Below are 24,345 nucleotides of genomic sequence, written 5' to 3'. Positions count from 1 at the left end.
GTCAGCCGGTGATGAAGCTGGGCCACACCGGGAACTGCAGCTTCAGCAGCACGATGAATGCCAGGTAGGAGCCGACGGCGAGCACGGTGGCGAGGATCGCCACTTCCTTCGCCTTGAACTCCTCGCCGGCCAGCGCGGCCACGAACGTGAGCGCGTAGATGCCGACGATCAGGCCCATGGCCGGAATGCCGATCTTGGGCAGGCCCGCGAGCAGGATGCCGAAGATCAGGTTGGAGCCGATGATGAAGAACAGCGGCTTCCAGGCGAACTTGCCGATCGGCTCGCCGTCCTCGGTCTCCACCACGAGGGCTTCGAACGTGACGAACAGGCCGATGATGGTGAGCAGGATGCCCAGCATCAGCGGGAAGTAGCCGGGGCCCATGCGGGCGCCCTCGCCGATGGTGTAGTTGGTGGCGCCCCACGCGAACGCGATGCCGAACGCCATGAACATGAGCCCGGACCAGAAATCCTTCTGGCTCTTGATTTTCATGTTGTCTCCAGTGACAGGGAATAGAACCGGCGGATTTTGGGGGCAAAGCACAGCCCTCCCCATGTGGGTTCCACCTACATCCGGTTACCCCCGGCCACCGCCTCCCCGCGCGTGGCGGGGCCCGTTCACTCCAGCGGCGGCGTGGCGCTGAGGACCTCTTCCAGGGTGGTCAGCCCCTCCGCGACCCGCAGCGCGCCGGCCAGCCGCAGGGGCCGCATGCCGTCGGAGATGCCCTGGCGCCGCAGGGTCTGCAGGCTGGGTTCCTTGTTGACGAGGTCCTTGAACGCATCGGTGGCGGTCAGCAGCTCGTACAGGCCCATCCGGCCCAGGAAACCGGTCATGCGGCAGTCGACGCAACCCACGGGGCGGTAGGGCTGCCAGCTGCCGCTGATCTTCCAGGGCTTCACCACCTCGTCCAGCGCCTCGCGGGCGGTGGCGCTGTCCGGCTCCCTGCACTGGCGGCAGAGCGTGCGCACCAGGCGCTGCGCGAGCACGCCCAGCACGGTGGCATTGATCAGGTAGGGCGGCACCCCGAGTTCCATCAGCCGGCTCACGGCCGAAACGGCGTCGTTGGTATGCAGCGTCGAGAACACGAGGTGGCCGGTCAGCGCGGCCTGCACCGCCATGTCGGCGGTGGCGAGGTCGCGGATCTCGCCGACCATGATGATGTCCGGGTCCTGCCGCATGAGCGCGCGCAGGCCTTCCGCGAAGCCGAAGTCCAGCTGCGGCTGCACCTGCGTCTGGTTGAAGGACGGCTCGATCATCTCGATCGGGTCCTCCACCGTGCTCACGTTGACTTCCTCCGTGGCCAGGCGCTTCAGGGTGGAATACAGCGTCGTCGTCTTGCCCGAGCCGGTGGGGCCGGTGACCAGGATGATGCCGTGCGGGCGCTTCACCAGCTGTTCCCAGCGCTGCGCGTCGTGCGGCGCGAAGCCGAGCGCGTCGAGGTCCTTCACCGCGGTGTCGGGGTCGAAGATGCGCATCACCATCTTCTCGCCGAAGGCGGTGGGCAGCGTCGACAGGCGCATCTCCACCTCGTCGCCGCGCGGGTTGCGGGTCTTGATGCGGCCGTCCTGCGGCCGGCGCTTCTCCACCACGTCCATGCGGCCGAGCAGTTTCACGCGGGCCGTCATCGCGTTGAGCACCGTGATCGGCATCTGGTAGACGGGGTGCAGCACGCCGTCGATGCGGAAGCGGATCACGCCCTGCTCGCGCCGCGGCTCCAGGTGGATGTCGCTCGCGCGCTGGTCGAAGGCGTACTGCCAGAGCCAGTCCACGACCTGCACGACGCCCTGGTCGTTGGCATCGAGCTGCTTGTTGCTGCGCCCGAGTTCGACCAGCTGCTCGAAGCTCGCGGCGCCGGTGTTGCCGCCCGACTTCTGCGCGGCCCGCACCGACTTGGCCAGCGCGAAGAACTCCGCGGTGTAGCGATGGATCTCCTGCGGGTTGGCGACCACGCGGCGCACCGAGCGCTTGGTCTGGCGCTCCACTTCGTCCACCCAGTCGGCGACGAAGGGCTCCGCCGTGGCGACCACCACCTCGCCGGACGTGACCTGCACCGGCAGCACGCGGTGGCGCTCGGCGTAGCCGGCGCTCATGACGTCGGCGACCTTGGCGACGTCGACCTTCAGCGGGTCGATGCGCAGGTAGTCCAGCTGCGCGCGGCCGGCGAGGTATTGCGCGAGCGACTCGATGTCCAGCGGCTTGCCGTCCGAGACGCGCGTCATCGCCACCGCGGCCAGCCGCACGAGCGCGTGCTGCTGGCTTTCCGCCTGGGAGCAGCGCGCGATGGTGCGGCGGGCCTCCTCGGGAGAGATGACGCCGTCTTCCGACAGCCATTCCACCAGCTGCTGCCAGTGCAAGGGGCCGCGCGGCGCGGTGCGGGCGGAGATGCGGGTCTGGGCGTGCACGCTCATTCCCGCATGGTACTCATGCCGCCGGACGGAACACGCGCAGCCACTTGCGCGCGGGCAGGCCCCAGCGGGATTCGATCACGTCGGCGCGTGCGGAAAGCAATGCGCGGGTGGGGTGCTGCGGCTCGCGCAGCGCGAGCACCACGGTGTTGCCTTCGCGCGTCGGCTTGAACGCCCACACGGCGTCGTCGCCGAAGGCGGAGCGGATGCGCTTGAGGCTGCGCTCGTAGCTGGAAGAGCGGCCGAACAGGTTGACGGTCATGCAGCCGTCCTCCGTGAGCAGCGCGCGGCAGTCCCGGTAGAACGCCTCGCTGTCCAGGACGGGCGCGGCCGCCTCGTGGTCGTAGAGGTCCACCTGCAGCGCGTCGACCTGCCCGCGCCAGTGTTCGTGCGCGGCCACCTCCTGCGCGTCGCCGAGGACGACGGACAGGCGGCTGTCGTCCTTCGGCAGCTTGAACCAGAGGCGGCATGCGGCCACGACCTGCGGATTCAGCTCGATCGCGGTGGTCTTCATGCGCAGCTTCTTGTGGCAGAACTTGGTGAGCGAGGCGGCACCGAGCCCCAGTTGCATCGCATGCCGCTTGGTCACCTGCTCCGGCTCCACGAACAGCAGCCAGGCCATCATCCGCTGCACGTATTCGAGGTCGATCGCGTACGGGTCGTCCAGGAGCATCGACCCCTGGATCCACTCGGTGCCGAGGTGCAGGTAGCGGGTATCGCCCTGGTCGGAGAAATTGACTTCGGGGAGCGGGCGGGCAGCGGCTTTCACGGCGGCGGATCATACGTGGCGCAGCCATCCGTGCCGCCGCGGCGGCCGTCCGTCGCCATGGACAGGCATGCCAGCCAGCACCCGGCGTCTTCCGTGACGCACTTCACGTGCCCACCTCCGAACGGATGAGTAATGGTTACAGAATGTTGCCAGTAGCCGCAAAGATGTAACGCATGACCGACTTCTCGCCGGAATCCGCATGGATCGAATCGCCCCCCTCGTCGGGTGCGGAGTTCTGGGAGCCCTCCGGCCCCGGCACCTTGCAGGAGCCGGCGCCCGCCCTGCGCCCCGCCCGCCGCCCCGCGCCGGCGCTGGCCGCCGACGTCAACGAACTGCTGGAGTCGATGGCGCGCAAGCGCGTGCCGCGGCTCGACGCCGTGCGGCAGCGGCTGCAGGCGGGTCGTCCCGGGCTGCCGCTGGACGAGGTGGCGCAGGCGCTGCAGGCCTTGCAGGCGGCCACGGGGGCGGTCGACTTCCTGGCCGGACGCAGCGGCGGCGAGCGCTCGGGCGAGTTCCTGCGCCAGGGCGAGGACCTGGTGGCGGCGCTGCGCCGCCTGGGCCCGGGCCTCGCCGAGTTCCTGCAGCGCGAAGCGGTGGGCGCGCCGGTGACGCGCCTGGTCTGGATGGACCTGGTGGTCGAATCCGGGTCGCTGCGCAAGCGCGTGCGCCAGGGCGCGCGCTGGCTCGCCGAGATGGAACACGACCTGCTCCAGCGGCGCAAGGCCGCCAACAACGCGATCACGCAGCGCGCGATCGACGAGCTCGCCCGCCGCGCCACCGGCATGCACGAGCGCCTGCAGGCCGTGCACCGCCTCTGCACCCATGCGCGCAGCGTGCACGGCCTGAGCGAGCGCATGGCGGCCGAGCGCACCGGCCTGTGGACGATGTTGCAGGACCGGGTGCTGCCCGCCTGCACCCGGCTCGACGAGGCCGTGCAGCCGCTGCTGCACGCCGCCGCCTACCGCGTGCTGGTGCCCACGGAGCTGATCGGCGCGATCGAGGCCAGCCACGAGCTGCAGGTGGACCTGGCGCATGCCAGCGCGCGGATCGCGCGCCTGGGCGACGGGCAGGCGGAGCTCGCCGCTGCGCTTGCCGCGATGGAAGACAAGGCCCGCGCGCTCAACCCGCAGTAACGCGCGCGATCGCCGCCAGCCGCGGCAGCGCCGCGCACGCATTCCGGAAGGTGGCTTCGGCCAGCGCGCCGGGCTCCATGCCGCGCTGCTGCGCGAGCACCTGGGCGATGCGCGGCAGCTCGCCGGGCTCGTTGCGGCCCTGCGGCGCGCCCCCGCTGCGCTCTTCCGCGGTCCGGTAAAGCCAGTGCGGCGGGATGTCCGGCGCGTCCGTTTCCAGCACCAGCGCGGACAGCGGCAGGTCGCGGGCGAGCCGCCGCACCTGCAGCGCCCGCTCGTACGTGACGGTGCCGCCAAACCCCAGCCTGAATCCCAGCTTCACGAATTCGGCGGCCTGCTGCGCGCTGCCGTTGAACGCGTGGGCGATGCCGGTGACCTCCGCGCGGCGCAGCTGTTTCAGGAGCTGGTCGGCGGAGCGGCGGACGTGCAGCAGCACGGGCAGGCCGTGCCGGCGCGCGAGCGCCAGCTGCTCGCGGTAGAAGTGTTCCTGGCGCGGGCCGTCGAGGCCGGGCACGAAGTAGTCCAGCCCGATCTCGCCGACGGCGACCAGCCGCGGGTCGTGGCGATGCGCGGACAGGGCACGGTCGAGCAACACGAGATCTTCCTCGGTCGCGGCGCCGGTGCACAGGGGGTGAATGCCCAAGGCATAGCAGTCGCCATGCCGATGGGCGAGCGCGCGCACGACGTCGAAGTTCCCGGCCGCCACCGCGGGGATGACGATGTGCGCCACGCCCGCGGCCGCCGCGCGGGCGCGCACCGCGGCGCGATCCGCATCGAATTCGGGCGCGTCCAGGTGGCAGTGCGTATCAATCCACATCGTGCCGGCCATGATGCCGCAAGCCGTGCACATGCCGGAAAACCGTGATACCGTGTGCCATCGCCAGGGCTGTCATCGTGGTGGCCCCCGGTCGCACGCAACAGCCCAAGGATCACGGATGCGCAGGCCCGCCCTCTACAGCTCCAGCCGCCCTGCCCGCGCCACGGCGGCCACCCCAGAGGCGCCGCCCTCCTCCTCCGGACCGTCCCAGGCCGAGCCCGCCGCGGCGGCCGCATCCGCGCCGCGCCGGCGTCGCCTGGCGTTCTCCCCGTCCAGCCCCGCCCTGCTCTGGACCGCGATCCTGGTGCTCGGGATCGCGCTGGCCACGAGCGTGCTGCTGCGCCCGCACCAGCGCCGCCTGACCCAGGAAGACATCAATGCCGCGGTGCTCAAGACCATGGAGACGCAGGTCATGCCGTCCGAGTACGCCCGCGCGTACGAGAACGTGCGGCCCGCGGTCGTGCGCGTGGTCAGCTACGTGAAGAAGAGCCGCCTGCGCGAGGAAGACCAGAAACTGCTGCAGAAGGGCGCCAAGCCCAAGCCGCTCGGCCCCGCGAAGGACGACCTCACCGGCGAGGGCGACGAGGTCGAGAACGGCGTCGGCACCGGCGTGGTCATCATCGACAAGGGCGTCATCCTCACCAACCTGCACGTGGTGAGCGGCGCCGACCGCGTGAAGGTCATCTTCTACGACGGCCTCGAAGCCCCCGCCACCATCACCGGCGTGCAGGCCGAGAACGACCTCGCGGTGCTGCAGGCGGGCAAGATCCCCGACGACCTGATCGCGGCCACCATGCGCTCGACCTCCGACCTCGCCCCCGGCGACAAGGTGCTGGCGGTCGGCTTCCCCTTCGGCATCGGGCCCTCCGCCTCGGGCGGCGTGGTCTCCGGCCTCGGCCGCGTCTTCCGCTCGCCCGAGGGCAAGCAGGAGATGAAGAACCTGATCCAGTTCGACGCGGCGGCCAACCCCGGCAATTCCGGCGGGCCGCTGGTCACCATGGATGGCGAGGTGGTGGGCATCGTCACCGCCATCCTCAACCCCACGTCGGCGCGTACCTTCCTCGGCATCGGCTTCGCCGTGCCGATCGAGAACGCCGCCTCGGCCGCCGGCCTGCCGCCGTTCTGACGGCACGCCCGTTCCACCCCCCAGCAGGACCTCCATGGAAACCTCGAGTCGCACGGACAGCGCCACGGCGCAATTGATGGAACAGATCCTCTACGAGGTCAAGCGCGTCGTCGTCGGGCAGGACCGCTTCCTCGAGCGCGTCATGGTCGCGATGCTGGCGCAGGGCCACCTGCTGGTGGAAGGCGTGCCGGGCCTCGCGAAGACGCTGACCGTCAAGACGCTGGCCAACACCATGCGGGGGCAGTTCAAGCGCATCCAGTTCACGCCCGACCTGGTACCGGCCGACCTGGTGGGCACGCGCATCTACAACCAGAAGACGGGCGACTTCTCCACCTCGCTGGGCCCGGTGTTCGCCAACCTGCTGCTCGCCGACGAGATCAACCGGGCGCCCGCCAAGGTGCAGAGCGCGCTGCTCGAGGTGATGCAGGAGCGCCAGGTCACGATCGCGGGCGAGACGCACAAGGTGCCGAATCCCTTCCTCGTCATGGCCACGCAGAACCCGATCGAGACCGAAGGCACGTATCCGCTGCCGGAGGCGCAGGTCGACCGCTTCATGATGAAGGTGCTCGTCGACTACCCGACCGACGAGGAAGAGTTCGTGATCGTGCAGCGCGTGACCGGCCCGAACGTGGACGTCACGCCGGTCGCCACGACCGAGCAGCTCGCGGCCCTGCAGAAGGAATGCCGCGCGGTCTACGTCGATCCCTCGTACGTGCAGTACGCCGTGAAGCTCGTGTCGGCGACGCGCCAACCCGATCGCCACGGCCTGAAGGACCTCGGCCGCTTCATCACCTACGGCGCGAGCCCCCGCGCCACCATCGGCCTGGTGGAAGGCGCGCGCGCCATGGCGATGCTGCGCGGCCGCGGCTACGCGCTGCCGGAGGACATGGTGGACCTGGTGCCCGACGTGCTGCGCCACCGCGTGGTGCTGTCGTACGAGGCCCTGTCCGAAGGCATGACCGCCGACGCGCTGATCCAGAAGATCATGGCCAAGATCCCGGCGCCGCCGAAGCCCCTCGAACATGAAAAGCTGGTGGCCTAGGAAAGCAGCCCCCGCGCCGGCGCCGGCCGTCGTGGCACCGGCAACGCCGGCCCACCATGCCGAGCACGTGCTGCGCCGGCTGGAGTGGAAGGTCATCCGCCGGCTCGACGGGCTGCTGCAGGGCGACTACCGCACGCTGCTGCGCGGCACCGGCCTGGACCTGGCCGACCTGCGCGAATACCAGCTGCACGACGACGTGCGCCACATCGACTGGAACGTCACCGCGCGCATGCAGTCGCCGCACGTGCGCGTCTTCACCGAAGACCGCGAGATGTCGGCCTGGTTCCTGCTGGACCTGAGCCCCTCGGTGGACTTCGGTTCGGGCGAGCTGCGCAAGCGCAACGTGTCCGCGGAGTTCGTCGCCGTGCTCGCGCGCCTGCTGACGCGCCACGGCAACCGCGTGGGCGCCATGCTCTACGGCTCCGGCGTCGACGCCGTCATCCCCACCCGCAGCGGCCGCCGCCACGTGCTGCACCTGCTGCACAGCATGCTGGACCGCGTGACGGCCGAAGGCAGCCCGACGCGGCTGGCGGACCTGCTCGCTTCCGGCGCCAGCCTGATCAAGCGCCGTTCCACGGTCTTCGTGGTGTCGGACTTCATCAGCGAACCCGGCTGGGAGAAGGCGCTGGCGCAGCTCGCGCAGCGCCACGAAGTGGTGGCCGTGCGCGTGCTCGACCCGCTCGAACTCGACCTGCCCGACCTCGGCCTGCTCACCCTGCGCGACGCGGAAAGCGGCGAGCAGGTGGTCGTGGACACGCACGACGCCGGCTTCCGCAAGCGCTTCGCGCGCATCGCCGCGCAGCGCGAAGCCGACCTGCGCGAAGCGCTCACCCGCAGCGGCGTCGACGCGCTGGAGCTCTCCACCGACGCGGACCTGGTGGATGCCATCGTGCGCTTCGTGGACATGCGCAAGCGCCGCAGCCAACTCGCTTCCGGCAGCCTGCCCGCCCACCTGCGGCACGTGGCCTGAACCTGGAGACAAGCCATGCAATTCCTCTGGCCCCAATTCCTCTGGCTGCTGCTGGCCCTGCCGCTGCTGGTGGGGCTGTACGTCTACCTCCTGCGCCGCAAGAAGAAGCTGGCGGTGCGCTACGCCTCGCTCTCGATCGTGAAGGAGGCCATGGGCACGGGCTCGCAGGTGCGCCGCCACATCCCGCCGGTGCTGTTCCTGCTGTCGATGACGGCGCTGCTGCTCGCGGCCTCGCGCCCGGTGGCGGTGGTCACGCTGCCTTCCAACCAGCAGACGATCATCCTGGCCATGGACGTGTCCGGCAGCATGCGCGCCACCGACGTGCAGCCGAACCGCCTGGTCGCCGCGCAGAACGCGGCCAAGGCCTTCCTGCAGGAACTGCCCCGGCACGTGAAGGTCGGCGTGGTCGCCTTCGCCGGCTCCGCCCAGGTCGCGCAGCTGCCGACGACCAACCGCGAGGACCTGGTGACCGCGATCGACCGCTTCCAGCTGCAGCGCGCCACGGCGACGGGCAACGCGATCGTCATCTCGCTCGCCACCTTGTTCCCGGACGCGGGCATCGACCTCGAATCCATGCAGGGCGGCCAGCGCATGCGCGGCTTCTCGCTCGACAACGAGAAGAAGCCGAAGAAGGAGTTCACGCCGGTAGCGCCGGGCTCGTACCCGTCCGCGGCGATCATCATGCTGACCGACGGCCAGCGCACCACGGGCGTCGACCCGCTGGAAGCCGCCAAGATCGCCGCCGACCGCGGCGTGCGCGTGTACACGGTGGGCATCGGCACGGTCGACGGCGAGACGATCGGCTTCGAAGGCTGGTCCATGCGCGTGCGCCTCGACGAGGAAACGCTCAAGGCCATCGCGCAGAAGACCTCGGCCGAATACTTCTACGCGGGCACGGCGAACGACCTGAAGAAGGTCTACGAGACGCTCAGCTCCAAGCTGACCGTGGAGAAGAAGGAAACGGAGATCTCGGCGCTGTTCGCCCTCGCCGCCGCCGCGCTGGCGCTGCTGTCGGCCGGGCTGTCGCTGGTCTGGTTCAACCGGATCCTGTGACGGACGCCGCCGGTCGCGACGCCCCCGACCTCCCGCGGCTCTTCTCCGAAGGCCGCTACCGCGAACTGGAAGAAGCGGCGCGCGCGCTGATCGCGCGGCAGCCGCGCCACGGCGGCCTGTGGAAGGCACTGGGCGTCGCCCTCGCGGCGCAGGGCCGCGCCAGCGAAGCCCTCGAGGCGAAGCGGCAGGCCGTGGTGCTGCTGCCGCAGGATGCCGAGGCGCAGGCGAACCTGGGCAACGCGCTCGCCGCCGCTGGCGACCTCCAGGGCGCGCTGCACTGCTTTCGCGAAGCGGCACGGCTGCGGCCGGACGCACCGGAGGCGTGGCAGGTGCTGGCACGTGCACTGATGCGCGCGCATGCCTTTCCCGAAGCGGAGCACGCGCTGCAGCGCCTGGTGGAACTGCAGCCGGATTCGGCGGACGCCCACAACGAGCTGGGCACCGCATTGCGCGAGCTGCACCGCATGCCGGAGGCGGCGCGCTGCTATCGGCGCGCCCTCGAACTGCAGCCGGGCCTGGCGCAGGCGGAGAACAACCTCGCCAACACGCTCGCCGACCTGGGCCAGGCCGCCGAAGCCGAAGCCGCGTACCGGCGTGCGCTGGCGATCGACCCGCAACGGGGCGAGGTGCACAGCAACCTCGGCAACCTGCTGAAGGACCAGGGCCGGCTGGCCGAGGCGCGCGAGTGCTATCGCGCAGCCATGGCGCTCGCCCCCGGGTTCGCCGGCGCGCACAGCAACCTGCTGCTCGCGCTGAACCACGACGCCACCCTGCCGCTGGAAGAGGCGCTCGCGCAAGCGCGCCGCTTCGGGGCCGCCGTGCAGTCCCGTGCGGGCGGCCCGCTCGCCGGCGCGCCGCGCCCGCATCCCGGTCCCTTGCGCGTGGGCTTCGTCAGCGGGGACCTGCGATCGCACCCCGTCGGCTACTTCCTGGAAGGCTGGCTTCCGCACGTGGACCGCCGCCGCATCGCGCTGGTGGCCTATCCGACCGTCACGCGCGAGGACGCGCTCACCGCGCGCCTGCGGCCGCACTTCGCGGCGTGGCGCAGCATCGCCGGCCTCTCGGACGAAGCGGCCGCGCGGGCCATCCATGCCGACGGCATCGACCTGCTGGTGGACCTCGCCGGCCACACCGCGCACAACGCCTTGCCCGTGTTCGCGTGGAAGCCGGCGCCGGTGCAAGCCAGCTGGCTCGGCTACTTCGCGACCACGGGCGTGCCCGCCATCGACTGGCTGCTCGCCGACGAGGCGAGCGTGCCGCCGGAGCACCAAGCCCACTTCACGGAACGCGTGTGGACTCTGCCCGGCAGCCGCCTGTGCTTCGCGCCGCCGGAGGACGCGCCGGCAGTGGCGCCGACGCCTGCGCTGCGCCAGGGCGCCGTCACCTTCGGCTGCTTCCAGATGCTGGGGAAGATCGGCGACGACGTGCTGCAGCTGTGGAGCGCCGTCCTCGCGCGCGTGCCGGAGGCGACGCTGCGGCTGCAGAACAAGGCGCTGGGCGACGCACGCACGCGCGACGCCTTCGTGCAGCGCCTGCGCCGCCACGCGATCGACCCCGAGCGCGTGCACCTGCACGGGCAGCTGCCGCGTCCGGCCTACCTCGCCGCGCATGCCGACGTGGACCTGCTGCTGGACACCTTCCCGTATCCGGGCGGCACCACCACCTGCGAGGCGCTGTGGATGGGCGTGCCCACGCTGACGCTGCGTGGCGACCGCATGCTGGCCCGCCAGGGCGCGGCGCTGCTCGCGGCCGCGGGGCTGCCGGAGTGGGTCGCGCAGGATCCGCACGAGTACGTGGAGAAGGCCGTGCGCTTCGCCGGCGACCCGCAGGCGCTGCAAGCGCTGCGCGCAGGGCTGCGCGCACAGGTGCGCCGCTCGCCGTTGTTCGATGGACGTCTCTTCGCCGAACGCCTCACCGAGGCGTTCGAAGGGCTCGCTCAGGCGAGCGCCGCGGCGGGCTGATCCAGGCGGCCCAGCGTGAGCCGCAGCGTGCGGCCGCAGCGGGCGGCCAGTTGCTCGTCGTGCGTCACCATCACGAAGGCGGTGCCGCGCTCGCGCGCGAGCCGCAGCATCAGCTCGAACACCGTGTCGGCCGTGCGCCGGTCGAGGTTGCCGGTGGGCTCGTCGGCCAGCACGCAGGCGGGATGCGCCACGAGTGCGCGCGCGATCGCCACGCGCTGGCGTTCGCCGCCCGAGAGTTCCGCGGGCCGGTGCTTCATGCGGTCCTTCAGGCCCACCGCCGCCAGCATCTCCGCCGCCTGGGCGTGCACCTTCTCCAGCGGCTCGCGGCGGATGCGCAGCGGCATGCCCACGTTGTCCAGCGCGCTGAACTCGGGCAGCAGGTGGTGGAACTGGTAGACGAAGCCCAGGTGCTGGTTGCGCAGCCGGCCTTGCGTCGACGGGTCGAGGCGGGCGAGGTCCTGACCCATCAGCTGCACGGAACCGGACGTGGGCGCGTCCAGGCCACCAAGCACGTGCAGCAGCGTGCTCTTGCCGGAGCCCGAGGCGCCGACGATGGCGAGCGTCTCGCCGGCATGCACTTCCATGTCGACGCCGCGCAGCACCTCGACGTCGAGGCCGCCTTCGCTGAAGCGCTTGGTGAGGCCGGTGCAGGAAAGCACGATGCCCGTGTGGGGGACGACCATGTCATTCATAGCGCAGCGCCTCCGCGGGGTTGACGCGGCTGGCACGCCAGCTGGGATAAAGCGTCGCGACGAAGGCGAGCGCGAGCGAGATCAGCGCGATCGGCACGATGTCGTTGGCCTGCGGGTCGCTGGGCATGCGGTTGATCAGGTAGATGTCCTTGGGCAGGAAGCTCGCGTTCAGCGCGTGCTCCAGGGCGGGCACCAGCGTGTCGATGTTGAAGGCGACGGCCAGCCCGATCAGGAGCCCCGCGAGCGTGCCGATCACGCCGACGGCGGCGCCCTGCACGACGAAGATCCCCATGATGCTGGAAGGACTGGCGCCCAGCGTGCGCAGGATGGCGATGTCGGCGCGCTTGTCGGTCACGGTCATCACCAGCGTGCTCACGAGGTTGAAGGCGGCCACCGCGACGATCAGGGTGAGGATGATGAACATCATCCGCTTCTCCAGCTGCACGGCGGCGAACCAGGTGCGGTTCTGGCGGGTCCAGTCGCGCACCAGGAAGTCGCCGGAGAGCTGCGTCGTGAGATCCGCGGCCACCTCGCGGGCGCGGTTCAGGTCGCGCAGCTTGAGCCGCACGCCCGTCGGGCCCTCCAGCCGGAACAGCCGCTCGGCGTCCTCGATGTGCACCATCGCCAGGCCGCTGTCGTACTCGAAGTGGCCGGAATCGAAGGTGCCGACCACCGTCATCTGCTTCAGGCGCGGCACCACGCCCGCGGGCGTGACCTGGCCGCCGGGCGCGATCATGGTGACCGCATCGCCTTCGCGCACGCCCATGTTGCGGGCGAGTTCCACGCCGAGCACCACGCCGAACTGGCCGGGCTGGAGCTTGTCCAGCGTCGCCTGCGCGGTGGCCGCGAGGTCGGTGACCTGGCCTTCCAGCTTCGGGTCGATGCCGCGGACGATGGCGCCGCGCATGTCCTCGCCGCGCGCCAGCAGCGACTGCGCCGCCACGAAGGGCGCTGCGCCCACAACCTCGGGATTCTTCCGCACTTCCTCCAGCGTGCGCGCCGTGTCCGGCAGCGTGCCGCCGCCGGGGCCGTACACCTCGATGTGCGAGACGACGCCCAGCATGCGGTCCCGCACCTCTTTCTGGAACCCGTTCATCACCGAGAGCACGATGATGAGGGCGGCCACGCCCAGCGAGATCCCGAGCATCGAGACGCCGGAAATGAAGGAGATGAAGCCGTTGCGGCGGGTGGCGCGGCCGGCGCGGGTGTAGCGCCAACCCAGCACGAGCTCGTAAGGAAGGGCCATGCGTGCCCGTTCAGTAGAAGGATTGCATCGGCGGGGATTGTGGCATCCCCGACAATACGGCTGTGTCAGACGGAGTCCACTTGCTCGTTCCCTTCGCCGCCTGCTCGGCGGCGGAGTGCGCGCAGGCCTTGCAAGGCCTGGCGCTGCCCAACCTGCAGCGCCTCGCGCGCCGGCTCGCGCCCGAGTCGGCCGACGTGGGCGACCCGGCCAGCCTGTCCCCGCCCCACGAGCGGGCGCTGGCCCGCGCCTACGGCCTGGACACGCCCGACGGCCTGATCCCGCTGGCCGCCCTGCAGGTGCGCCAGGCCGACCCCGCCGAGACCGGCGCGGGCTGGGCCTGGATCCACCCCGCGCACTGGCGCGTGGGCGCCGACCACATCGCGATGGCGCACCCGCAGGACCTGCGGCTGGACGCGGAGGACTCGCGCGCGCTGCTGCAGGCCATGCAGCCCTGGTTCGCGGAGGACGGCATCACCCTGCGCTACGACGCGCCGCTGCGCTGGCTGGCCGAAGGCGAGGCCTTCCGCAGCCTGCCCACCGCGTCCCTGGACCGCGTGGCGGGCCGCCGCATCGAGCCGTGGCTGCCCACCGGCGAGAGCGGCCGGCCCTTGCGGCGCCTGCAGCAGGAGATGCAGATGCTGCTCTACACGCTGCCCCTCAACGACGCGCGCCAGCGCGGCGGGCAGCTCCCGGTCAACTCCTTCTGGGTGAGCGGCTCGGGCGCGCTGCCTCCGGGCGTGGACGCGCGGCAGGTGCCCGGCCTGCAGGTCACGCCCTACCTGCGCGATGCGGCGCTGCTGGGCGACTGGAAGGCCTGGGCCACCGCCTGGGAACAGCTGGACGCGCGCGAGTTCGCGCGCCTGCTCAAGGAACTCGACAAGGGCCGCACGGTCCGACTCACGCTGTGCGGCGAAGTGGCCGCGCGCACGTGGTCGTCCGCGGTCCCGCAAGGCGGCTGGCGCCGCCTCACACGATTGTTTGCCGCCCCCTCGGCGGCCAGCCTGCTGGAGGGCTTGTGAAGATCATCACCCGCGACGTGCCGCCGCGCGCCGCCTGGGCGCTGGAGCAGGCGGGCATCCACCCGCTGCTCGCGCGCCTCTACGCCGCGCGCGGCGTGGCCGCCAAGGAAGAACTGGACAACGGCCTCGGGCGCCTGCTCGCGCCCGCGACGCTGAAGGGCGCGACCGAAGCCGCCCGCCTGCTGGCCGACGCGATCGCGGCGGACCGCAAGCTGTGCATCGTCGCGGACTACGACTGCGACGGCGCCACCGCCTGCGCCGTTGGTGTGCGCGGGCTGCGCCTGCTGGGCGCGAAGAACGTCTCCTACCTGGTGCCGGACCGCGTCGTCGACGGCTACGGCCTCACGCGCAGCATCGCGCAGCGCGTGCGCCAGCTCGGCGCCGACCTGCTGATCACGGTCGACAACGGCATCGCGAGCATCGACGGCGTGGCCGCCGCGCGCGAGCTGGGCCTGCAGGTGCTGGTGACCGACCACCACCTCCCGGGCGCCACCCTGCCGCAGGACGCGCTGATCGTGAACCCCAACCAGCCCGGTTGCGGTTTCGAGAGCAAGTCCGTCGCCGGCGTGGGCGTGATGTTCTACGTGCTGCTCGCGCTGCGCGCCGAGCTGCGCGCGCGCGGCGTGTTCGACGAGCGCACCCAGCCCAAGCTCGACGCGCTGCTGCCGCTCGTGGCGCTGGGCACCGTGGCCGACGTCGTGAAGCTCGATGCGAACAACCGCCGGCTCGTCGCGCAAGGCCTGCGGCGCATCCGCGCGGGCGCGCTGCCCTGCGGGCTCGCGGCGCTGTTCCAGGTGGCCGGCCGCAAGGCGGAAGCCGCGACCACCTTCGATTTCGGCTTCGCCCTCGGCCCGCGCATCAACGCGGCGGGGCGCCTGGCCGACATGACGCTGGGCATCGAATGCCTGCTCACCGACGATGCCGCGCGCGCCGACGAACTCGCGCGCACGCTGGACGGGATCAACCGCGACCGGCGCGAGATCGAGGGCGACATGCGCGAGCAGGCGCTGGAGATGGTGGAGGCCATGTTCGAGGAAGGCGAGGAGCCGCCGCCGGCGATCTGCGTGTTCGATCCCGACTTCCACGAAGGCGTCGTCGGCATCGTGGCCTCGCGCATCAAGGACAAGCTGCACCGCCCGACCTTCGTGTTCGCCGCGAGCCAGGCGCCGGGCAAGGAGCACGAGTTGAAAGGCTCCGGCCGCTCCATCCCCGGTTTCCACCTGCGCGACGCGCTGGACCTGGTCGCCAAGCGCCATCCCGGCGTGCTGCTGCGCTTCGGCGGACACGCGATGGCCGCGGGCTGCACGGTGGCGGAGGAGCACCTGGACGTCTTCGAGCATGCCCTGGCGCAGGTGGCGCAGGAGTGGCTGGACGCCGCCACGCTGCTGCGCAGCCTGCACACGGACGGCCCGCTCGCCCCGGAATACCGCCGTCCCGACCTCGTCGACACGCTGCACCAGGAGGTGTGGGGCCAGGGCTTCGCGCCGCCCGTGTTCAGCGAGGAAGTGGAGGTCGTGTCGCAGAAGCTCGTGGGCGAGAAGCACCTGTCGCTGAAGCTGCGCCACCAGGGCCAGCCGGTCGACGGCATCTGGTTCGGCCGCACCGAGCCGCTGCCGGGAAAGGTGAAGCTCGCGTTCCGCCTGGAGGCGGATGAATGGCAGGGGGTGCGGAGGGTGCGCTTCCTCGTCGAGGGCGCGGAGTTCTGACCCAGGCGCAGGGCGAGCCCCCGTCAGGCACCGTCCCCATCGTGCTGGAAGAAGCCGGTGCACTCGAGGATGGCATGGTGCCTCCTGGCCGAAATCCCTTCCCGCTGCTCGATCGCCAGGGCATGGGTGCTGGCGGCAAGGCAATGCAGCATCGGACGTTGGTCTTCCCGCCCCAGCTGAACCTCCAAGGGCAGCCCGAGCGCCCGTTCGTGTCCGGGTATCGCATTCGCCAGGACTCCCGGGAAGCGCGGAGCATTTTCGGCTGCGTCGTGGAAACGCCTGACGTAGTTGTCGTGGTCCGCGGCCGACACCTCGACCCAGACGCCCCACCCGAAGTCCTCGCGTGCCTCGAGCAGCGGAACGCGCAGCACGCCGCGTACGAAGTACCTGCTTTCGTCGAGAGTGCAGAGGTCCGCGTTGTACCGGCTTCTCAGGTAGCGATCGAGGTACGAGAGAGCGTGCACCTCGTCCGGCAGGCGGAAGCCGAAGTCGGTCGGGAGTCCTTCGTGGCGCTCCCCACAAGTGTCGCAGACGAATGCTTCCTGGTTCATTTCAGTGTGTGCTCCACGCGTGCCCGGACGGATCAGGCGAACTGGAAGTCTTTTGCATAGCCGTTGAACAGCCGCCATGTCGGGTCATCGTGCAGTTTCCAGGAGAGCTTCTGTGCGGAGAACCTGGCGGCGACGCCCGCCATGAACGCGTCCGCCTCGAACGCCGGCGCCAGATAGACGTAGTAGGTACGCTTGCCCGCGAAGGTCTCGACGAGCGCCACCAGGCCGTCAACCTCGTCGTCGAAGGGTCCCGTCAGTGCGGCGTCGAGCGCGGCGAGGGATTCGTTGTAGGCCGGTTCGGGAAGGCCCGACCCCATGACGTGGCCGAGGTGGTGCGTGACCGACAGGAGCCGCGGGTACTTCGGACGCAGCGCATCGAACTCGGCGACCGGGACGGCGGGCCGGCGAAAGTAGATGGGGAGGTCCGCATGGGTCGAACGGGCATGCAGCCAGGCTCTCGGGTTTGCCATGAGTGGTGATCTTGTTGTTGTTCGCCCCGCATCCGCGGAACCTGCGGAGGGACGGGCCTCCAGGCCGGCCAGGCGGCATTGTCCGCGATCGCCGATCTTGCGCAGGACCTTCCCGGACTGCACGCCGCAGGCCGCGTGCTACCCTCCACAGCCACACTTCACTCGAAAGTGGCGGGACCGGCCCGGCCGCACGCAACGAACCTGATGGCACTCCCGCACGACGAGCTCGTCTTCGGCTACTGGCCCGCGAGGCAACTGCGCGGCGACATTCCGCCTCCCGTACGACACCCGGGCCAGTACGCCGGGTCCGGCACGCTCAACGTCGCCTGTACCCAGACGGGCCTCCCCAGGGCGCAGCAGGAACGGCTGGTCGAGGAATGGTGCGAATGCTGCCCTCCCTTGCGGTCAAGACACTGGTTCTTTCTTCCAAGGTTCCCCAGCGCCTGTTCGATGCCGCCTGCTCGGTGCCCGGGCTGGAAGCGCTCCACGTGAAGTGGAGCGCCATCGAGTCGCTGGAAGCCGTGCGCAAGCTTCGATCGCTGCGGGCCCTGTTCCTCGGGAGTTCGCCCGGCATCGCCTGCCTGGCGCCAATCTCCTCGCTGTGCGGCCTGGAGCATCTCTTCATCGAGAATGTTCAGGACCCGGTCGACCTTTCGTTCCTCGAGGAGCTGCGGGAGCTGCGGGAGTTCGGCCTAGCTGCGCCCCGGGGCCGCCAACTGCGCGTACGGACGCTCGAGCCCCTGGGCTCGCTCCCGCATGTCCAGTTACTCTGGCTGGTGGGCCTGCAGGTGCAGGAGGGCGGCCTGGCGCCCTTGCACTCCTTGCGGCAGCTTGCTTCCCTGCGCACAACGATGAAGGCTTCGTCCACGGAGCTTCGTGCGCTCCGTGCCGCGGTGCCCACGCTCAGGCACTTCCAGCCTGTCGGTTGAGCCGCCTGCCGCGGGGGCTTACGCCGTTCCCATCACCGCCATGCCCGAATGCTGCGCGTCGTCGAAGTACGCGAACAGCTTCGCGGCGACCTCGCCCAGTTCGGCATCGTCCATCGCGCGGGCGCAAGCGAGTTGCCACATCGCGTACTCGCGGTCCCCGAGCATCATGTCGGTGATCACGCAGCGGCCATGTCCCGCCATCAGCAGCGCGAAGCGCGCGAGCAGGCGCATGGGGCAGTAGCGGGGTGCGTCCTCGTTCAGCTCGAGGTCGTCGGACGCCTCAAGGGAGGCGGGGTCCAGGGTTGCGGCCGTCTCGCCGCGGGCGGCATGCGCGTGCAGGTTGTCCATGGCATCGGCCTCAACGGAAACTGAAGCTGACCGGCACCGCGGCGGACACGTTCGCCTTGTCCGCGGAAGCCTGCACGTCGCCACGCGCCGTGCAGCTCGCGATCGTGGAACCGGGGATGTACTGCAGGCAGTCCGCCAGCGCCATCTGCTGCACCACCGTCTCGTTGTGACGGGCCTCCGCCTTGCGCACCTGGTGGCTGCACAGGAGCCAGAAGGCGAACAGCTGTCCCGCGGCGAGCGCGCCGAGGAGCACCCAGAACATGCGGGAGCGCGCAGGCTGCGTGCCTGCGTCGACGTCGTTGGCGGTGATGGAGGACATGGCGGCGAACTTCCTTGGGGTGAAAAGATCGTAGGCTTCCACCCCGCGGCGCGCCAGAGTGGCGTGCGCGACATGCTGTAGGACGACTTCCAGACGCGACCGTGGGCGGGTCACCAGCGTCGCTGACGCCGATGACGCGCGGGTGACGTGCGCCGGTTCCGCCGCATGCCAGCACGTGGTGCACGGACGCGCCATGTCGCACGCGGCCGTTGCGTTGCAGCCACCTTCCGACGCCGTTCTCGGGCGGCGCGCCGCGTTCTTGCGGTGCGCAGTGGCAGCGAGGCAACACCGAGGATGGTGCTCGAGGCACCTTGCGCGCTTCGCGGCTGCTCGGCCGTAGAAGGATCCGAAGCGAGCGCACACGTGGAGGGGTGGCGCGAGGGGGTGCGGAGGACTACAAGGGCGATGGCGTCCGAACGCTGGGGTCGCTCCGCGAACCCAGCCTACGGGCGCTGGGCGCGAACCCAGCCTACGGTCGCTGCGGGCGCTCCGCAACCCAGCCTGCGGGCGCTGCGGGCGCTACGCCTTCGGCAGGGTCACCCCGTGCTGTCCCTGGTACTTGCCGCCCCGGTCCTTGTAGCTGACGTCGCACTCCTCGTCGCTCTCGAAGAACAGGACCTGCGCGCAGCCCTCGCCCGCATAGATCTTCGCGGGCAGCGGCGTGGTGTTGGAGAACTCCAGCGTCACGTAGCCTTCCCACTCCGGCTCGAACGGCGTGACGTTGACGATGATGCCGCAGCGAGCGTACGTGCTCTTGCCCAGGCAGATGGTGAGCACGTTACGCGGGATGCGGAAGTACTCCACCGTGCGCGCCAGCGCGAAGCTGTTCGGCGGGATGATGCAGGAGTCGCCGTGGAAGTCGACGAAGCTCTTCTCGTCGAAGTTCTTCGGGTCCACCACCGTGCTGTGGATGTTGGTGAAGACCTTGAATTCCGGCGCGCAGCGGATGTCGTAGCCGTAGCTCGAGGTGCCGTAGCTGATCACGCGGCGGCCGTCCACCTCGCGCACCTGCCCGGGCTCGAAGGGTTCGATCAGGCCATGCCGTTCCGCCATGCGGCGGATCCACTTGTCGCTCTTGATGGTCATGCTCAGGGCTCCTCGGCCCGGATTGTAGGAGCGCCGGCCGGCCGCCCGTTGACGTAGGCCGCCTGGACCACCCGGTCGTCCCCGAGGACGATCAGCGAGAACAGCAGTTCGTCGAGGTCCCGCGCGTTCTTCGTCTTGCGCGCCAGCAAGGGCGTCGCCTGCGGGTCCAGCACCAGGAAGTCCGCTTCGCAACCCGCGCGCAGGTTGCCGACGACGCCGTCGAGGCCCAGCGCCTCTGCGGCCCCCGCGGTGTGCTGCCACCAGAGGTTCTGCGGGCTCAGGCTGATGCCTGGCTTCGTCTGCCCTTCGCGCCCCACGTAGTACGCGGCGAGCATGGTGTGGAAGGGCGAGAAGCTGGTGCCGCCGCCGACGTCGCTGGCGAGCCCGTAGCGGAAGCCGACGCGGATCGCGCCCTCGTAGTCGAAGAAGCCGCTGCCCAGGAACAGGTTGCTGGTGGGGCTCACGGCCGCCGCCGCGCCGGTGTCGCGCATCAGCGCGCGGTCCTCGTCGTCGAAGTGGATGCAGTGCGCGTAGATCGCGCGCTCGCGCATCAGGCCGAAGTCCTGGTAGATGGAGAGATAGCTGCGTGCCTCGGGAAAGAGCTCGCGCGCCCAGCGGATCTCGTCCTTGTTCTCCGCCACATGCGACTGGATCCACACGTCGCGGTGCTTCGCGGCGAGCTCGCCGGCGCCGCGCAGTTGCGCCTCGCTGCAGCTCGGGGCGAAGCGCGGCGTGATCGCGTAGCCCAGGCGGCCGCGGCCGTGCCAGCGGCGGATCAGCGCCTCGGTGTCCACCAGCGACTGCTCGGTGTCGTCGCGCACGCCGTCGGGCGAATGGCGGTCCTGCAGCACCTTGCCGGCGATCATGCGCAGGCCGCGTGCCTCGCTCGCCTCCATCAACGCGTCCACCGAATGCGGATGCGATGTGCAGAAGGTGAGCGCGGTCGTCACGCCATTGCGCAGCAACTCGTCGAGGAAGACCTGCGCCACGCCCGTGGCGTAGCCGTGGTCCGCGAAGCGCGCCTCGTGCGGGAAGGTGTAGTTCTCCAGCCAGGGCAGCAGGCCCTCGGCCGGCGAGCCGATCACGTCGGTCTGCGGGAAGTGCACGTGCAGGTCGACGAAGCCCGGCGCCAGGATGCGCCCGGGCAGGTGCGTCACCGGCACGCCCGGATAGTTGCCGGCGAGCGCAGCGTACGCGCCGGCAGCGCGGATGACGGGAGCGCCGGCGGCGTCGGGGCCCACGACCAGCAGGCCGTCCTGCTCGTAGCGGGCGGAGCCGTCGTCGGCAAAGGACAGGAGGGCGGCGCGGTAGGCGTGCATGGGCGCTATTGTCGAACCTTCCCCTGCACGCCGGATACGAGATAGTCCATGAGGAGTATCTGCGAGTCCGTCAGGGCCTGCCCCCTGGCGACGACCGTCCTGCCGGCGTTGTCCGCGATCGGACCCGCGAAGGGGCGCAGCTTGCCGGATGCGATGTCCTTCTGCCGCGCCAGCACTTCGTCCTGCACCGCCTTGGGCACCTTGGAGCCGAACCAGCCGACGCGGATCATGCCTTCCTTCACGCCGCCCCACAGGTTGGCCGGCTTCCACGTGCCATCGAGCGCGGCCTGCGTGCGGCGCTTGTAGTAGTCGCCCCACTGGTGCGTCACGGCCACGAGCTGCGCGTCGGGCGCGACCTTGCGCATGTCGGAGTGGTAGGCGATGGCGAACTTGCCGCGTTCCTGTGCTGCCGCCATGACGGCGGTCGACGCGGTGTGGAAGGAGAGGACGTCCGCACCCTGGTCCATCAGCGCCATCGCGGCTTCGCGCTCCTTCGCGGGATCGAACCAGGTGTTGATCCAGAGGACCTTCACCTGCGCCTTCGGGTCGACGGAACGCATGCCCAGCGTGAAGGCGTTGATGCCCTGCAGCACTTCGGGAATGGGCAGGCCCGCGACGTAGCCCGCGAGGTGCGACTTCGACATGCGTCCCGCCGCGACGCCGGCGAGGTAGCGCCCCTCGTAGTAGCGCGCGTTCGCGGCCGCGACGTTGGGCGCGGTCTTGTAGCCCGTGACCGACTCGAACTTCACGTCGGGGAAGTCCTTCGCGACCTTCAGCGTCGGCTCCATGTAGCCGAAGCTGGGCGTGAAGATCAGCTTGTGGCCCGTGCTCGCGAGGTCGCGGATCACGCGCTCGGCGTCCGGTCCTTCGGCGACGTTCTCGACGTACGAGGTCTTCACGCGATCGCCGAACGCGGCCTGCACGGCCAGGCGTCCTTCCTCGTGCTGCCGGACCCAGCCTGCGTCGGTGAGCGGCGCGACGTAGACGAAGCCCACCTTCAGCGGCTCGGTCTTCTGTGCGTGCGTGGGGAGTGCAATGCAACTGGCTGCCAATGCCATGGCAGCGAGGTTTTTGTACATGGTGTTCCTCTACATGGCCCCGGACTCGACAAAGAAAAAAGGTCGCCGGGGCGCGACCTCATGCTTGCGATTGTATGCGCATGGCCCAGTTCTCCACGGAACAGCCGCGATCACTATTTGCATTAGCGCCGAGTTCCATCGCCCCACGAGCAGCTTGCGTTTGCGTATAAAGAAACCCGAAGCCCCGCCAAGAGTGCTTCGCAAAAATTCATTACGACAGGGAAGAACGAATGCGCAAGTACAACGGCAGCAGCACGGTCCTCGTCACCGGCGGCGCGGGATTCCTGGGCAGTCATCTCTGCGATCGGCTCGTCGCGCAAGGACACCATGTCATCTGTGCCGACAACTTCTTCACCGGCACCAAGGACAACATCGAGCACCTGCTCAGTCACCCGCGCTTCGAACTGCTGCGGCACGACGTCACGGTGCCGCTGCAGGTGGAGGTCGACGAGATCTACAACCTCGCCTGCCCCGCCTCCCCGGTCCACTACCAGCACGACCCCGTGCAGACCACCAAGACGAGCGTGATCGGCGCCATCAACGTGCTGGGCCTGGCCAAGCGCACGGGCGCGCGCATCTTCCAGGCTTCCACGAGCGAGGTCTACGGCGACCCCGCCTACCATCCGCAGCCCGAGGGCTACTGGGGCAACGTGAACCCGATCGGCCCGCGCAGCTGCTACGACGAAGGCAAGCGCTGCGCCGAAACGCTGTTCTTCGACTACCACCGCCAGTACGGCGTGGACATCCGCATCGGCCGCATCTTCAACACCTACGGCCCGCGCATGCACCCGAACGACGGCCGCGTGGTCTCCAACTTCATCGTGCAGGCGCTCAAGGGCCAGCCGATCACGGTCTACGGCAAGGGGCAGCAGACGCGCAGCTTCTGCTACGTGGACGACCTGGTGGATGGCTTCCTGCGCTTCATGGCACTGGAAGACACGTACCCCGGACCGATCAACCTCGGCAATCCGGGCGAGTTCACGATCCTCTCGCTCGCGAAGCAGGTGATCGAGCTCACGGGCTCCAAGTCGAGGATCGTGTACGCGGACCTGCCGGTGGACGACCCGGCGCGCCGGCGTCCCGACATCACGCTGGCCCAGGAGAAGCTGAACTGGGAGCCGAAGGTGCAGCTCGCGGAAGGCCTGAAGAAGACCATCACCTACTTCGACAAGCTGCTCACGCGCGCAGCCGCCACGCAGGATGCGCCCAACGTGAAGCCTTCCAGCCGCCAGCCCGACGCCCGCAACGGCAACGGCCGCCGCGCGGTGCTCGCAGCTTGACCGGGGAAGAGCTGCCCGACGTCTCCGGCGCCTGGTTCGCCGCCATGCGGCGCGGCGACTGGGAGGCGGCGTGGCGCGCCACCGACCGGCTGGAGCTGCCGCGGCGTGCGCGGCAACACGCGCCCGGCTTCGAGCGCCGCCCGGAGCACCTGCGCTGGGACGGCACGCCTCCTGCCGGTCGCTCGGTTCTCGTCCGCTGCGAGCACGGCCTGGGCGACACCCTGCAGTTCATGCGCTTCCTGCCGCTGCTGCATGCGCGGCACGTGCACTTCCTCGTGCAGCCGCCCCTGGTCGACCTGCTGCGCGATGCACCCGGACTCGGCGAAGTGCGCAACTACTGGACCGACGATCCCCTGCCGCCCCACGACGTCGACATGGAGGTGATGGAGCTCGCCTATGCGCTGCGCATGACCGTTCCCCGGCTGCCCCCACCTTACCCGCACCTGGCGGAACGGCTGCCGTCGCGCGAGGCGTTCGCCATCGCGGACGAAGGACGCTTGCGCGTCGGGCTGGTCTGGTCGTGCAGCCACTGGGACCAGTCGCGCTCCGCGCCGCTCGCGGACCTGGCGCCGCTCTTCGCGCTGGAAGAGGTGCAGTTCTTCTCGCTGCAGCAGGGCGAGGCCGCTTCGGACCCGCTGCTGCAAAGGCTCGACATCGAGCCGCTCTCCGCGCGCACGACCGACATCCGCATGGCCGCGGCAGCGATGTGCGCGCTCGACCTCGTGATCAGCATCGACAGCATGCCCGTGCACCTGGCCGGCTGCCTGGGGCGGCCGACGTGGGTGCTGCTGAAGCACGAAGCGGACTGGCGCTGGATGGCCAGCGGCGAGGATTCGCCGTGGTATCCGACGGTGCGCCTGTTCCGGCAGCCGAAGCCGGGCGACTGGCGCGGCATGGCGCAGCAGGTGGCCGCGTCGTTGAAGATCGTCGCCGCCGCGCACGCGCGCCGCCAAACCGTGTCCATGTAGGCTGGGTTGCGCGAAGCGCACCCCAGCTTCGCCGAACGCTGGGGTGCGCTTCGCGCAACCCA

Annotated in this window: 24 protein-coding genes; 11 read left to right on the top strand and 13 right to left on the bottom strand. The window is 70.1% G+C overall.

Annotated features, from left to right (window positions below):
- Position 1: 1 nt before the first annotated feature.
- The 3 genes from H8N03_RS01780 to H8N03_RS01770 all read right to left on the bottom strand — a co-directional run bounded on the left by H8N03_RS01780 (position 2) and on the right by H8N03_RS01770 (position 3,172).
- Positions 2 to 490: a tripartite tricarboxylate transporter TctB family protein gene (locus tag H8N03_RS01780; protein WP_187074404.1), complete on the bottom strand. Its 489-nt coding sequence runs from the start codon at positions 488 to 490 to the stop codon at positions 2 to 4.
- Positions 491 to 615: 125 nt separating this feature from the next.
- Positions 616 to 2,406, bottom strand: coding sequence for a type IV pilus assembly ATPase TfpB (tfpB, locus tag H8N03_RS01775; RefSeq protein ID WP_187074403.1), 1,791 nt, complete (start codon positions 2,404 to 2,406; stop codon positions 616 to 618).
- A gap of 13 nt (positions 2,407 to 2,419) precedes the next feature.
- Positions 2,420 to 3,172: a class I SAM-dependent methyltransferase gene (locus H8N03_RS01770; RefSeq protein ID WP_187074402.1), complete on the bottom strand. Its 753-nt coding sequence runs from the start codon at positions 3,170 to 3,172 to the stop codon at positions 2,420 to 2,422.
- 173 nt (positions 3,173 to 3,345) lie between these two features.
- Here H8N03_RS01770 and H8N03_RS01765 point away from each other — a divergent pair, with 173 nt between their 5' ends.
- Entirely contained in the window at positions 3,346 to 4,305 is a 960-nt protein-coding gene (locus H8N03_RS01765) for a hypothetical protein (RefSeq protein ID WP_187074401.1), read from the top strand.
- On the opposite strand, the gene H8N03_RS01760 is transcribed toward H8N03_RS01765, so the two are convergent.
- A complete protein-coding gene (locus H8N03_RS01760; RefSeq protein WP_255428011.1) occupies positions 4,292 to 5,152 on the bottom strand; it encodes a TatD family hydrolase in 861 nt (286 codons plus the stop codon). The two genes, H8N03_RS01765 and H8N03_RS01760, sit on opposite strands and share 14 nt — an antisense overlap.
- An 85-nt stretch (positions 5,153 to 5,237) precedes the next feature.
- On the opposite strand from H8N03_RS01760, the gene H8N03_RS01755 reads away from it, so the two are divergent.
- From H8N03_RS01755 to H8N03_RS01735, 5 genes are read left to right on the top strand one after another with little or no spacing between them, the layout of a single operon-like run.
- A complete protein-coding gene (locus H8N03_RS01755) occupies positions 5,238 to 6,245 on the top strand; it encodes a S1C family serine protease (protein WP_187074400.1) in 1,008 nt (335 codons plus the stop codon).
- A 34-nt stretch (positions 6,246 to 6,279) separates the two neighbouring features.
- Positions 6,280 to 7,287 carry an AAA family ATPase gene (locus H8N03_RS01750; RefSeq protein ID WP_187074399.1) on the top strand — a complete coding sequence of 336 codons (1,008 nt, stop codon included), beginning with the start codon at positions 6,280 to 6,282 and terminating at the stop codon, positions 7,285 to 7,287.
- Positions 7,268 to 8,257, top strand: a complete 990-nt coding sequence (locus H8N03_RS01745) for a DUF58 domain-containing protein (RefSeq protein WP_187074398.1) — start codon at positions 7,268 to 7,270, stop codon at positions 8,255 to 8,257. Before H8N03_RS01750 ends, H8N03_RS01745 begins: the two co-directional genes overlap by 20 nt.
- Positions 8,258 to 8,272: 15 nt before the next feature.
- Positions 8,273 to 9,310 (top strand): VWA domain-containing protein, encoded by a 1,038-nt coding sequence (locus H8N03_RS01740; RefSeq protein ID WP_187074397.1) that lies wholly within the window; start codon positions 8,273 to 8,275, stop codon positions 9,308 to 9,310.
- Positions 9,307 to 11,271, top strand: coding sequence for an O-linked N-acetylglucosamine transferase, SPINDLY family protein (locus H8N03_RS01735; RefSeq protein WP_187074396.1), 1,965 nt, complete (start codon positions 9,307 to 9,309; stop codon positions 11,269 to 11,271). Before H8N03_RS01740 ends, H8N03_RS01735 begins: the two co-directional genes overlap by 4 nt.
- Here the strand turns inward: H8N03_RS01735 and lolD are convergent.
- Positions 11,247 to 11,963, bottom strand: coding sequence for a lipoprotein-releasing ABC transporter ATP-binding protein LolD (gene lolD, locus H8N03_RS01730; protein ID WP_255428010.1), 717 nt, complete (start codon positions 11,961 to 11,963; stop codon positions 11,247 to 11,249). The two genes, H8N03_RS01735 and lolD, sit on opposite strands and share 25 nt — an antisense overlap.
- Positions 11,956 to 13,209 (bottom strand): lipoprotein-releasing ABC transporter permease subunit, encoded by a 1,254-nt coding sequence (locus H8N03_RS01725; RefSeq protein ID WP_187074395.1) that lies wholly within the window; start codon positions 13,207 to 13,209, stop codon positions 11,956 to 11,958. Before H8N03_RS01725 ends, lolD begins: the two co-directional genes overlap by 8 nt.
- A gap of 80 nt (positions 13,210 to 13,289) precedes the next feature.
- Between H8N03_RS01725 and H8N03_RS01720 the strand changes: the two genes are divergently transcribed.
- The gene (locus H8N03_RS01720) at positions 13,290 to 14,228 is read left to right on the top strand and encodes a phosphoglycerate mutase (RefSeq protein WP_222622788.1); all 939 of its coding nucleotides are present in this window, start codon (positions 13,290 to 13,292) and stop codon (positions 14,226 to 14,228) included.
- The gene (gene recJ, locus H8N03_RS01715; RefSeq protein ID WP_187074393.1) at positions 14,225 to 15,934 is read left to right on the top strand and encodes a single-stranded-DNA-specific exonuclease RecJ; all 1,710 of its coding nucleotides are present in this window, start codon (positions 14,225 to 14,227) and stop codon (positions 15,932 to 15,934) included. The genes H8N03_RS01720 and recJ overlap by 4 nt, the downstream gene beginning before the upstream one ends.
- Positions 15,935 to 15,957: 23 nt before the next feature.
- On the opposite strand, the gene H8N03_RS01710 is transcribed toward recJ, so the two are convergent.
- Together H8N03_RS01710 and H8N03_RS01705 are read right to left on the bottom strand one after the other, a co-directional pair.
- A complete protein-coding gene (locus H8N03_RS01710) occupies positions 15,958 to 16,485 on the bottom strand; it encodes a DUF2199 domain-containing protein (protein ID WP_187074392.1) in 528 nt (175 codons plus the stop codon).
- A gap of 32 nt (positions 16,486 to 16,517) precedes the next feature.
- Positions 16,518 to 16,955 carry a DUF695 domain-containing protein gene (locus tag H8N03_RS01705; RefSeq protein ID WP_187074391.1) on the bottom strand — a complete coding sequence of 146 codons (438 nt, stop codon included), beginning with the start codon at positions 16,953 to 16,955 and terminating at the stop codon, positions 16,518 to 16,520.
- Between the two features lie 386 nt (positions 16,956 to 17,341).
- Here H8N03_RS01705 and H8N03_RS01700 point away from each other — a divergent pair, with 386 nt between their 5' ends.
- Positions 17,342 to 17,884: a leucine-rich repeat domain-containing protein gene (locus H8N03_RS01700; protein ID WP_187074390.1), complete on the top strand. Its 543-nt coding sequence runs from the start codon at positions 17,342 to 17,344 to the stop codon at positions 17,882 to 17,884.
- Between the two features lie 18 nt (positions 17,885 to 17,902).
- On the opposite strand, the gene H8N03_RS01695 is transcribed toward H8N03_RS01700, so the two are convergent.
- From H8N03_RS01695 to H8N03_RS01675, 5 genes are all read right to left on the bottom strand, one after another.
- Entirely contained in the window at positions 17,903 to 18,232 is a 330-nt protein-coding gene (locus H8N03_RS01695) for a hypothetical protein (RefSeq protein WP_187074389.1), read from the bottom strand.
- A 10-nt stretch (positions 18,233 to 18,242) separates the two neighbouring features.
- Complete coding sequence (locus H8N03_RS01690; RefSeq protein WP_187074388.1) at positions 18,243 to 18,551, bottom strand: hypothetical protein; 309 nt, start codon at positions 18,549 to 18,551, stop codon at positions 18,243 to 18,245.
- 519 nt (positions 18,552 to 19,070) lie between these two features.
- Complete coding sequence (dcd, locus tag H8N03_RS01685; protein WP_187074387.1) at positions 19,071 to 19,637, bottom strand: dCTP deaminase; 567 nt, start codon at positions 19,635 to 19,637, stop codon at positions 19,071 to 19,073.
- Between the two features lie 2 nt (positions 19,638 to 19,639).
- Positions 19,640 to 20,956, bottom strand: a complete 1,317-nt coding sequence (gene guaD, locus H8N03_RS01680) for a guanine deaminase (protein WP_187074386.1) — start codon at positions 20,954 to 20,956, stop codon at positions 19,640 to 19,642.
- Positions 20,957 to 20,961: 5 nt separating this feature from the next.
- Positions 20,962 to 22,035 carry a BMP family ABC transporter substrate-binding protein gene (locus tag H8N03_RS01675; protein ID WP_187074385.1) on the bottom strand — a complete coding sequence of 358 codons (1,074 nt, stop codon included), beginning with the start codon at positions 22,033 to 22,035 and terminating at the stop codon, positions 20,962 to 20,964.
- Between the two features lie 230 nt (positions 22,036 to 22,265).
- On the opposite strand from H8N03_RS01675, the gene H8N03_RS01670 reads away from it, so the two are divergent.
- Together H8N03_RS01670 and H8N03_RS01665 are read left to right on the top strand one after the other, a co-directional pair.
- Complete coding sequence (locus tag H8N03_RS01670; protein WP_187074384.1) at positions 22,266 to 23,315, top strand: UDP-glucuronic acid decarboxylase family protein; 1,050 nt, start codon at positions 22,266 to 22,268, stop codon at positions 23,313 to 23,315.
- Positions 23,312 to 24,283 (top strand): glycosyltransferase family protein, encoded by a 972-nt coding sequence (locus H8N03_RS01665; RefSeq protein ID WP_187074383.1) that lies wholly within the window; start codon positions 23,312 to 23,314, stop codon positions 24,281 to 24,283. Before H8N03_RS01670 ends, H8N03_RS01665 begins: the two co-directional genes overlap by 4 nt.
- Positions 24,284 to 24,345: the final 62 nt, after the last annotated feature.

Origin of the sequence: Ramlibacter cellulosilyticus, from assembly GCF_014297465.1 — a bacterium.
In the GTDB taxonomy this organism is placed as follows: Bacteria; Pseudomonadota; Gammaproteobacteria; order Burkholderiales; family Burkholderiaceae_C; genus Ramlibacter; species Ramlibacter cellulosilyticus.
Note: the sequence above shows the minus strand (reverse complement) of the source record. Positions and strands in the feature narration are given on the sequence as shown.

Excerpts from the sequence above, each read along its gene's own strand:
- H8N03_RS01780 (WP_187074404.1), bottom strand. The coding sequence starts at position 490 with ATGAAAATCAAGAGCCAGAAGGATTTCTGGTCCGGGCTCATGTTCATG.
- tfpB (WP_187074403.1), bottom strand. The coding sequence starts at position 2,406 with ATGAGCGTGCACGCCCAGACCCGCATCTCCGCCCGCACCGCGCCGCGC.
- H8N03_RS01765 (WP_187074401.1), top strand. The coding sequence starts at position 3,346 with ATGACCGACTTCTCGCCGGAATCCGCATGGATCGAATCGCCCCCCTCG.
- H8N03_RS01760 (WP_255428011.1), bottom strand. The coding sequence starts at position 5,152 with ATGTGCACGGCTTGCGGCATCATGGCCGGCACGATGTGGATTGATACG.
- H8N03_RS01755 (WP_187074400.1), top strand. The coding sequence starts at position 5,238 with ATGCGCAGGCCCGCCCTCTACAGCTCCAGCCGCCCTGCCCGCGCCACG.
- H8N03_RS01750 (WP_187074399.1), top strand. The coding sequence starts at position 6,280 with ATGGAAACCTCGAGTCGCACGGACAGCGCCACGGCGCAATTGATGGAA.
- H8N03_RS01745 (WP_187074398.1), top strand. The coding sequence starts at position 7,268 with ATGAAAAGCTGGTGGCCTAGGAAAGCAGCCCCCGCGCCGGCGCCGGCC.
- H8N03_RS01740 (WP_187074397.1), top strand. The coding sequence starts at position 8,273 with ATGCAATTCCTCTGGCCCCAATTCCTCTGGCTGCTGCTGGCCCTGCCG.
- lolD (WP_255428010.1), bottom strand. The coding sequence starts at position 11,963 with ATGAATGACATGGTCGTCCCCCACACGGGCATCGTGCTTTCCTGCACC.
- H8N03_RS01725 (WP_187074395.1), bottom strand. The coding sequence starts at position 13,209 with ATGGCCCTTCCTTACGAGCTCGTGCTGGGTTGGCGCTACACCCGCGCC.
- H8N03_RS01710 (WP_187074392.1), bottom strand. The coding sequence starts at position 16,485 with ATGAACCAGGAAGCATTCGTCTGCGACACTTGTGGGGAGCGCCACGAA.
- H8N03_RS01705 (WP_187074391.1), bottom strand. The coding sequence starts at position 16,955 with ATGGCAAACCCGAGAGCCTGGCTGCATGCCCGTTCGACCCATGCGGAC.
- H8N03_RS01700 (WP_187074390.1), top strand. The coding sequence starts at position 17,342 with ATGCTGCCCTCCCTTGCGGTCAAGACACTGGTTCTTTCTTCCAAGGTT.
- H8N03_RS01695 (WP_187074389.1), bottom strand. The coding sequence starts at position 18,232 with ATGGACAACCTGCACGCGCATGCCGCCCGCGGCGAGACGGCCGCAACC.
- H8N03_RS01690 (WP_187074388.1), bottom strand. The coding sequence starts at position 18,551 with ATGTCCTCCATCACCGCCAACGACGTCGACGCAGGCACGCAGCCTGCG.
- dcd (WP_187074387.1), bottom strand. The coding sequence starts at position 19,637 with ATGACCATCAAGAGCGACAAGTGGATCCGCCGCATGGCGGAACGGCAT.
- guaD (WP_187074386.1), bottom strand. The coding sequence starts at position 20,956 with ATGCACGCCTACCGCGCCGCCCTCCTGTCCTTTGCCGACGACGGCTCC.
- H8N03_RS01675 (WP_187074385.1), bottom strand. The coding sequence starts at position 22,035 with ATGTACAAAAACCTCGCTGCCATGGCATTGGCAGCCAGTTGCATTGCA.
- H8N03_RS01670 (WP_187074384.1), top strand. The coding sequence starts at position 22,266 with ATGCGCAAGTACAACGGCAGCAGCACGGTCCTCGTCACCGGCGGCGCG.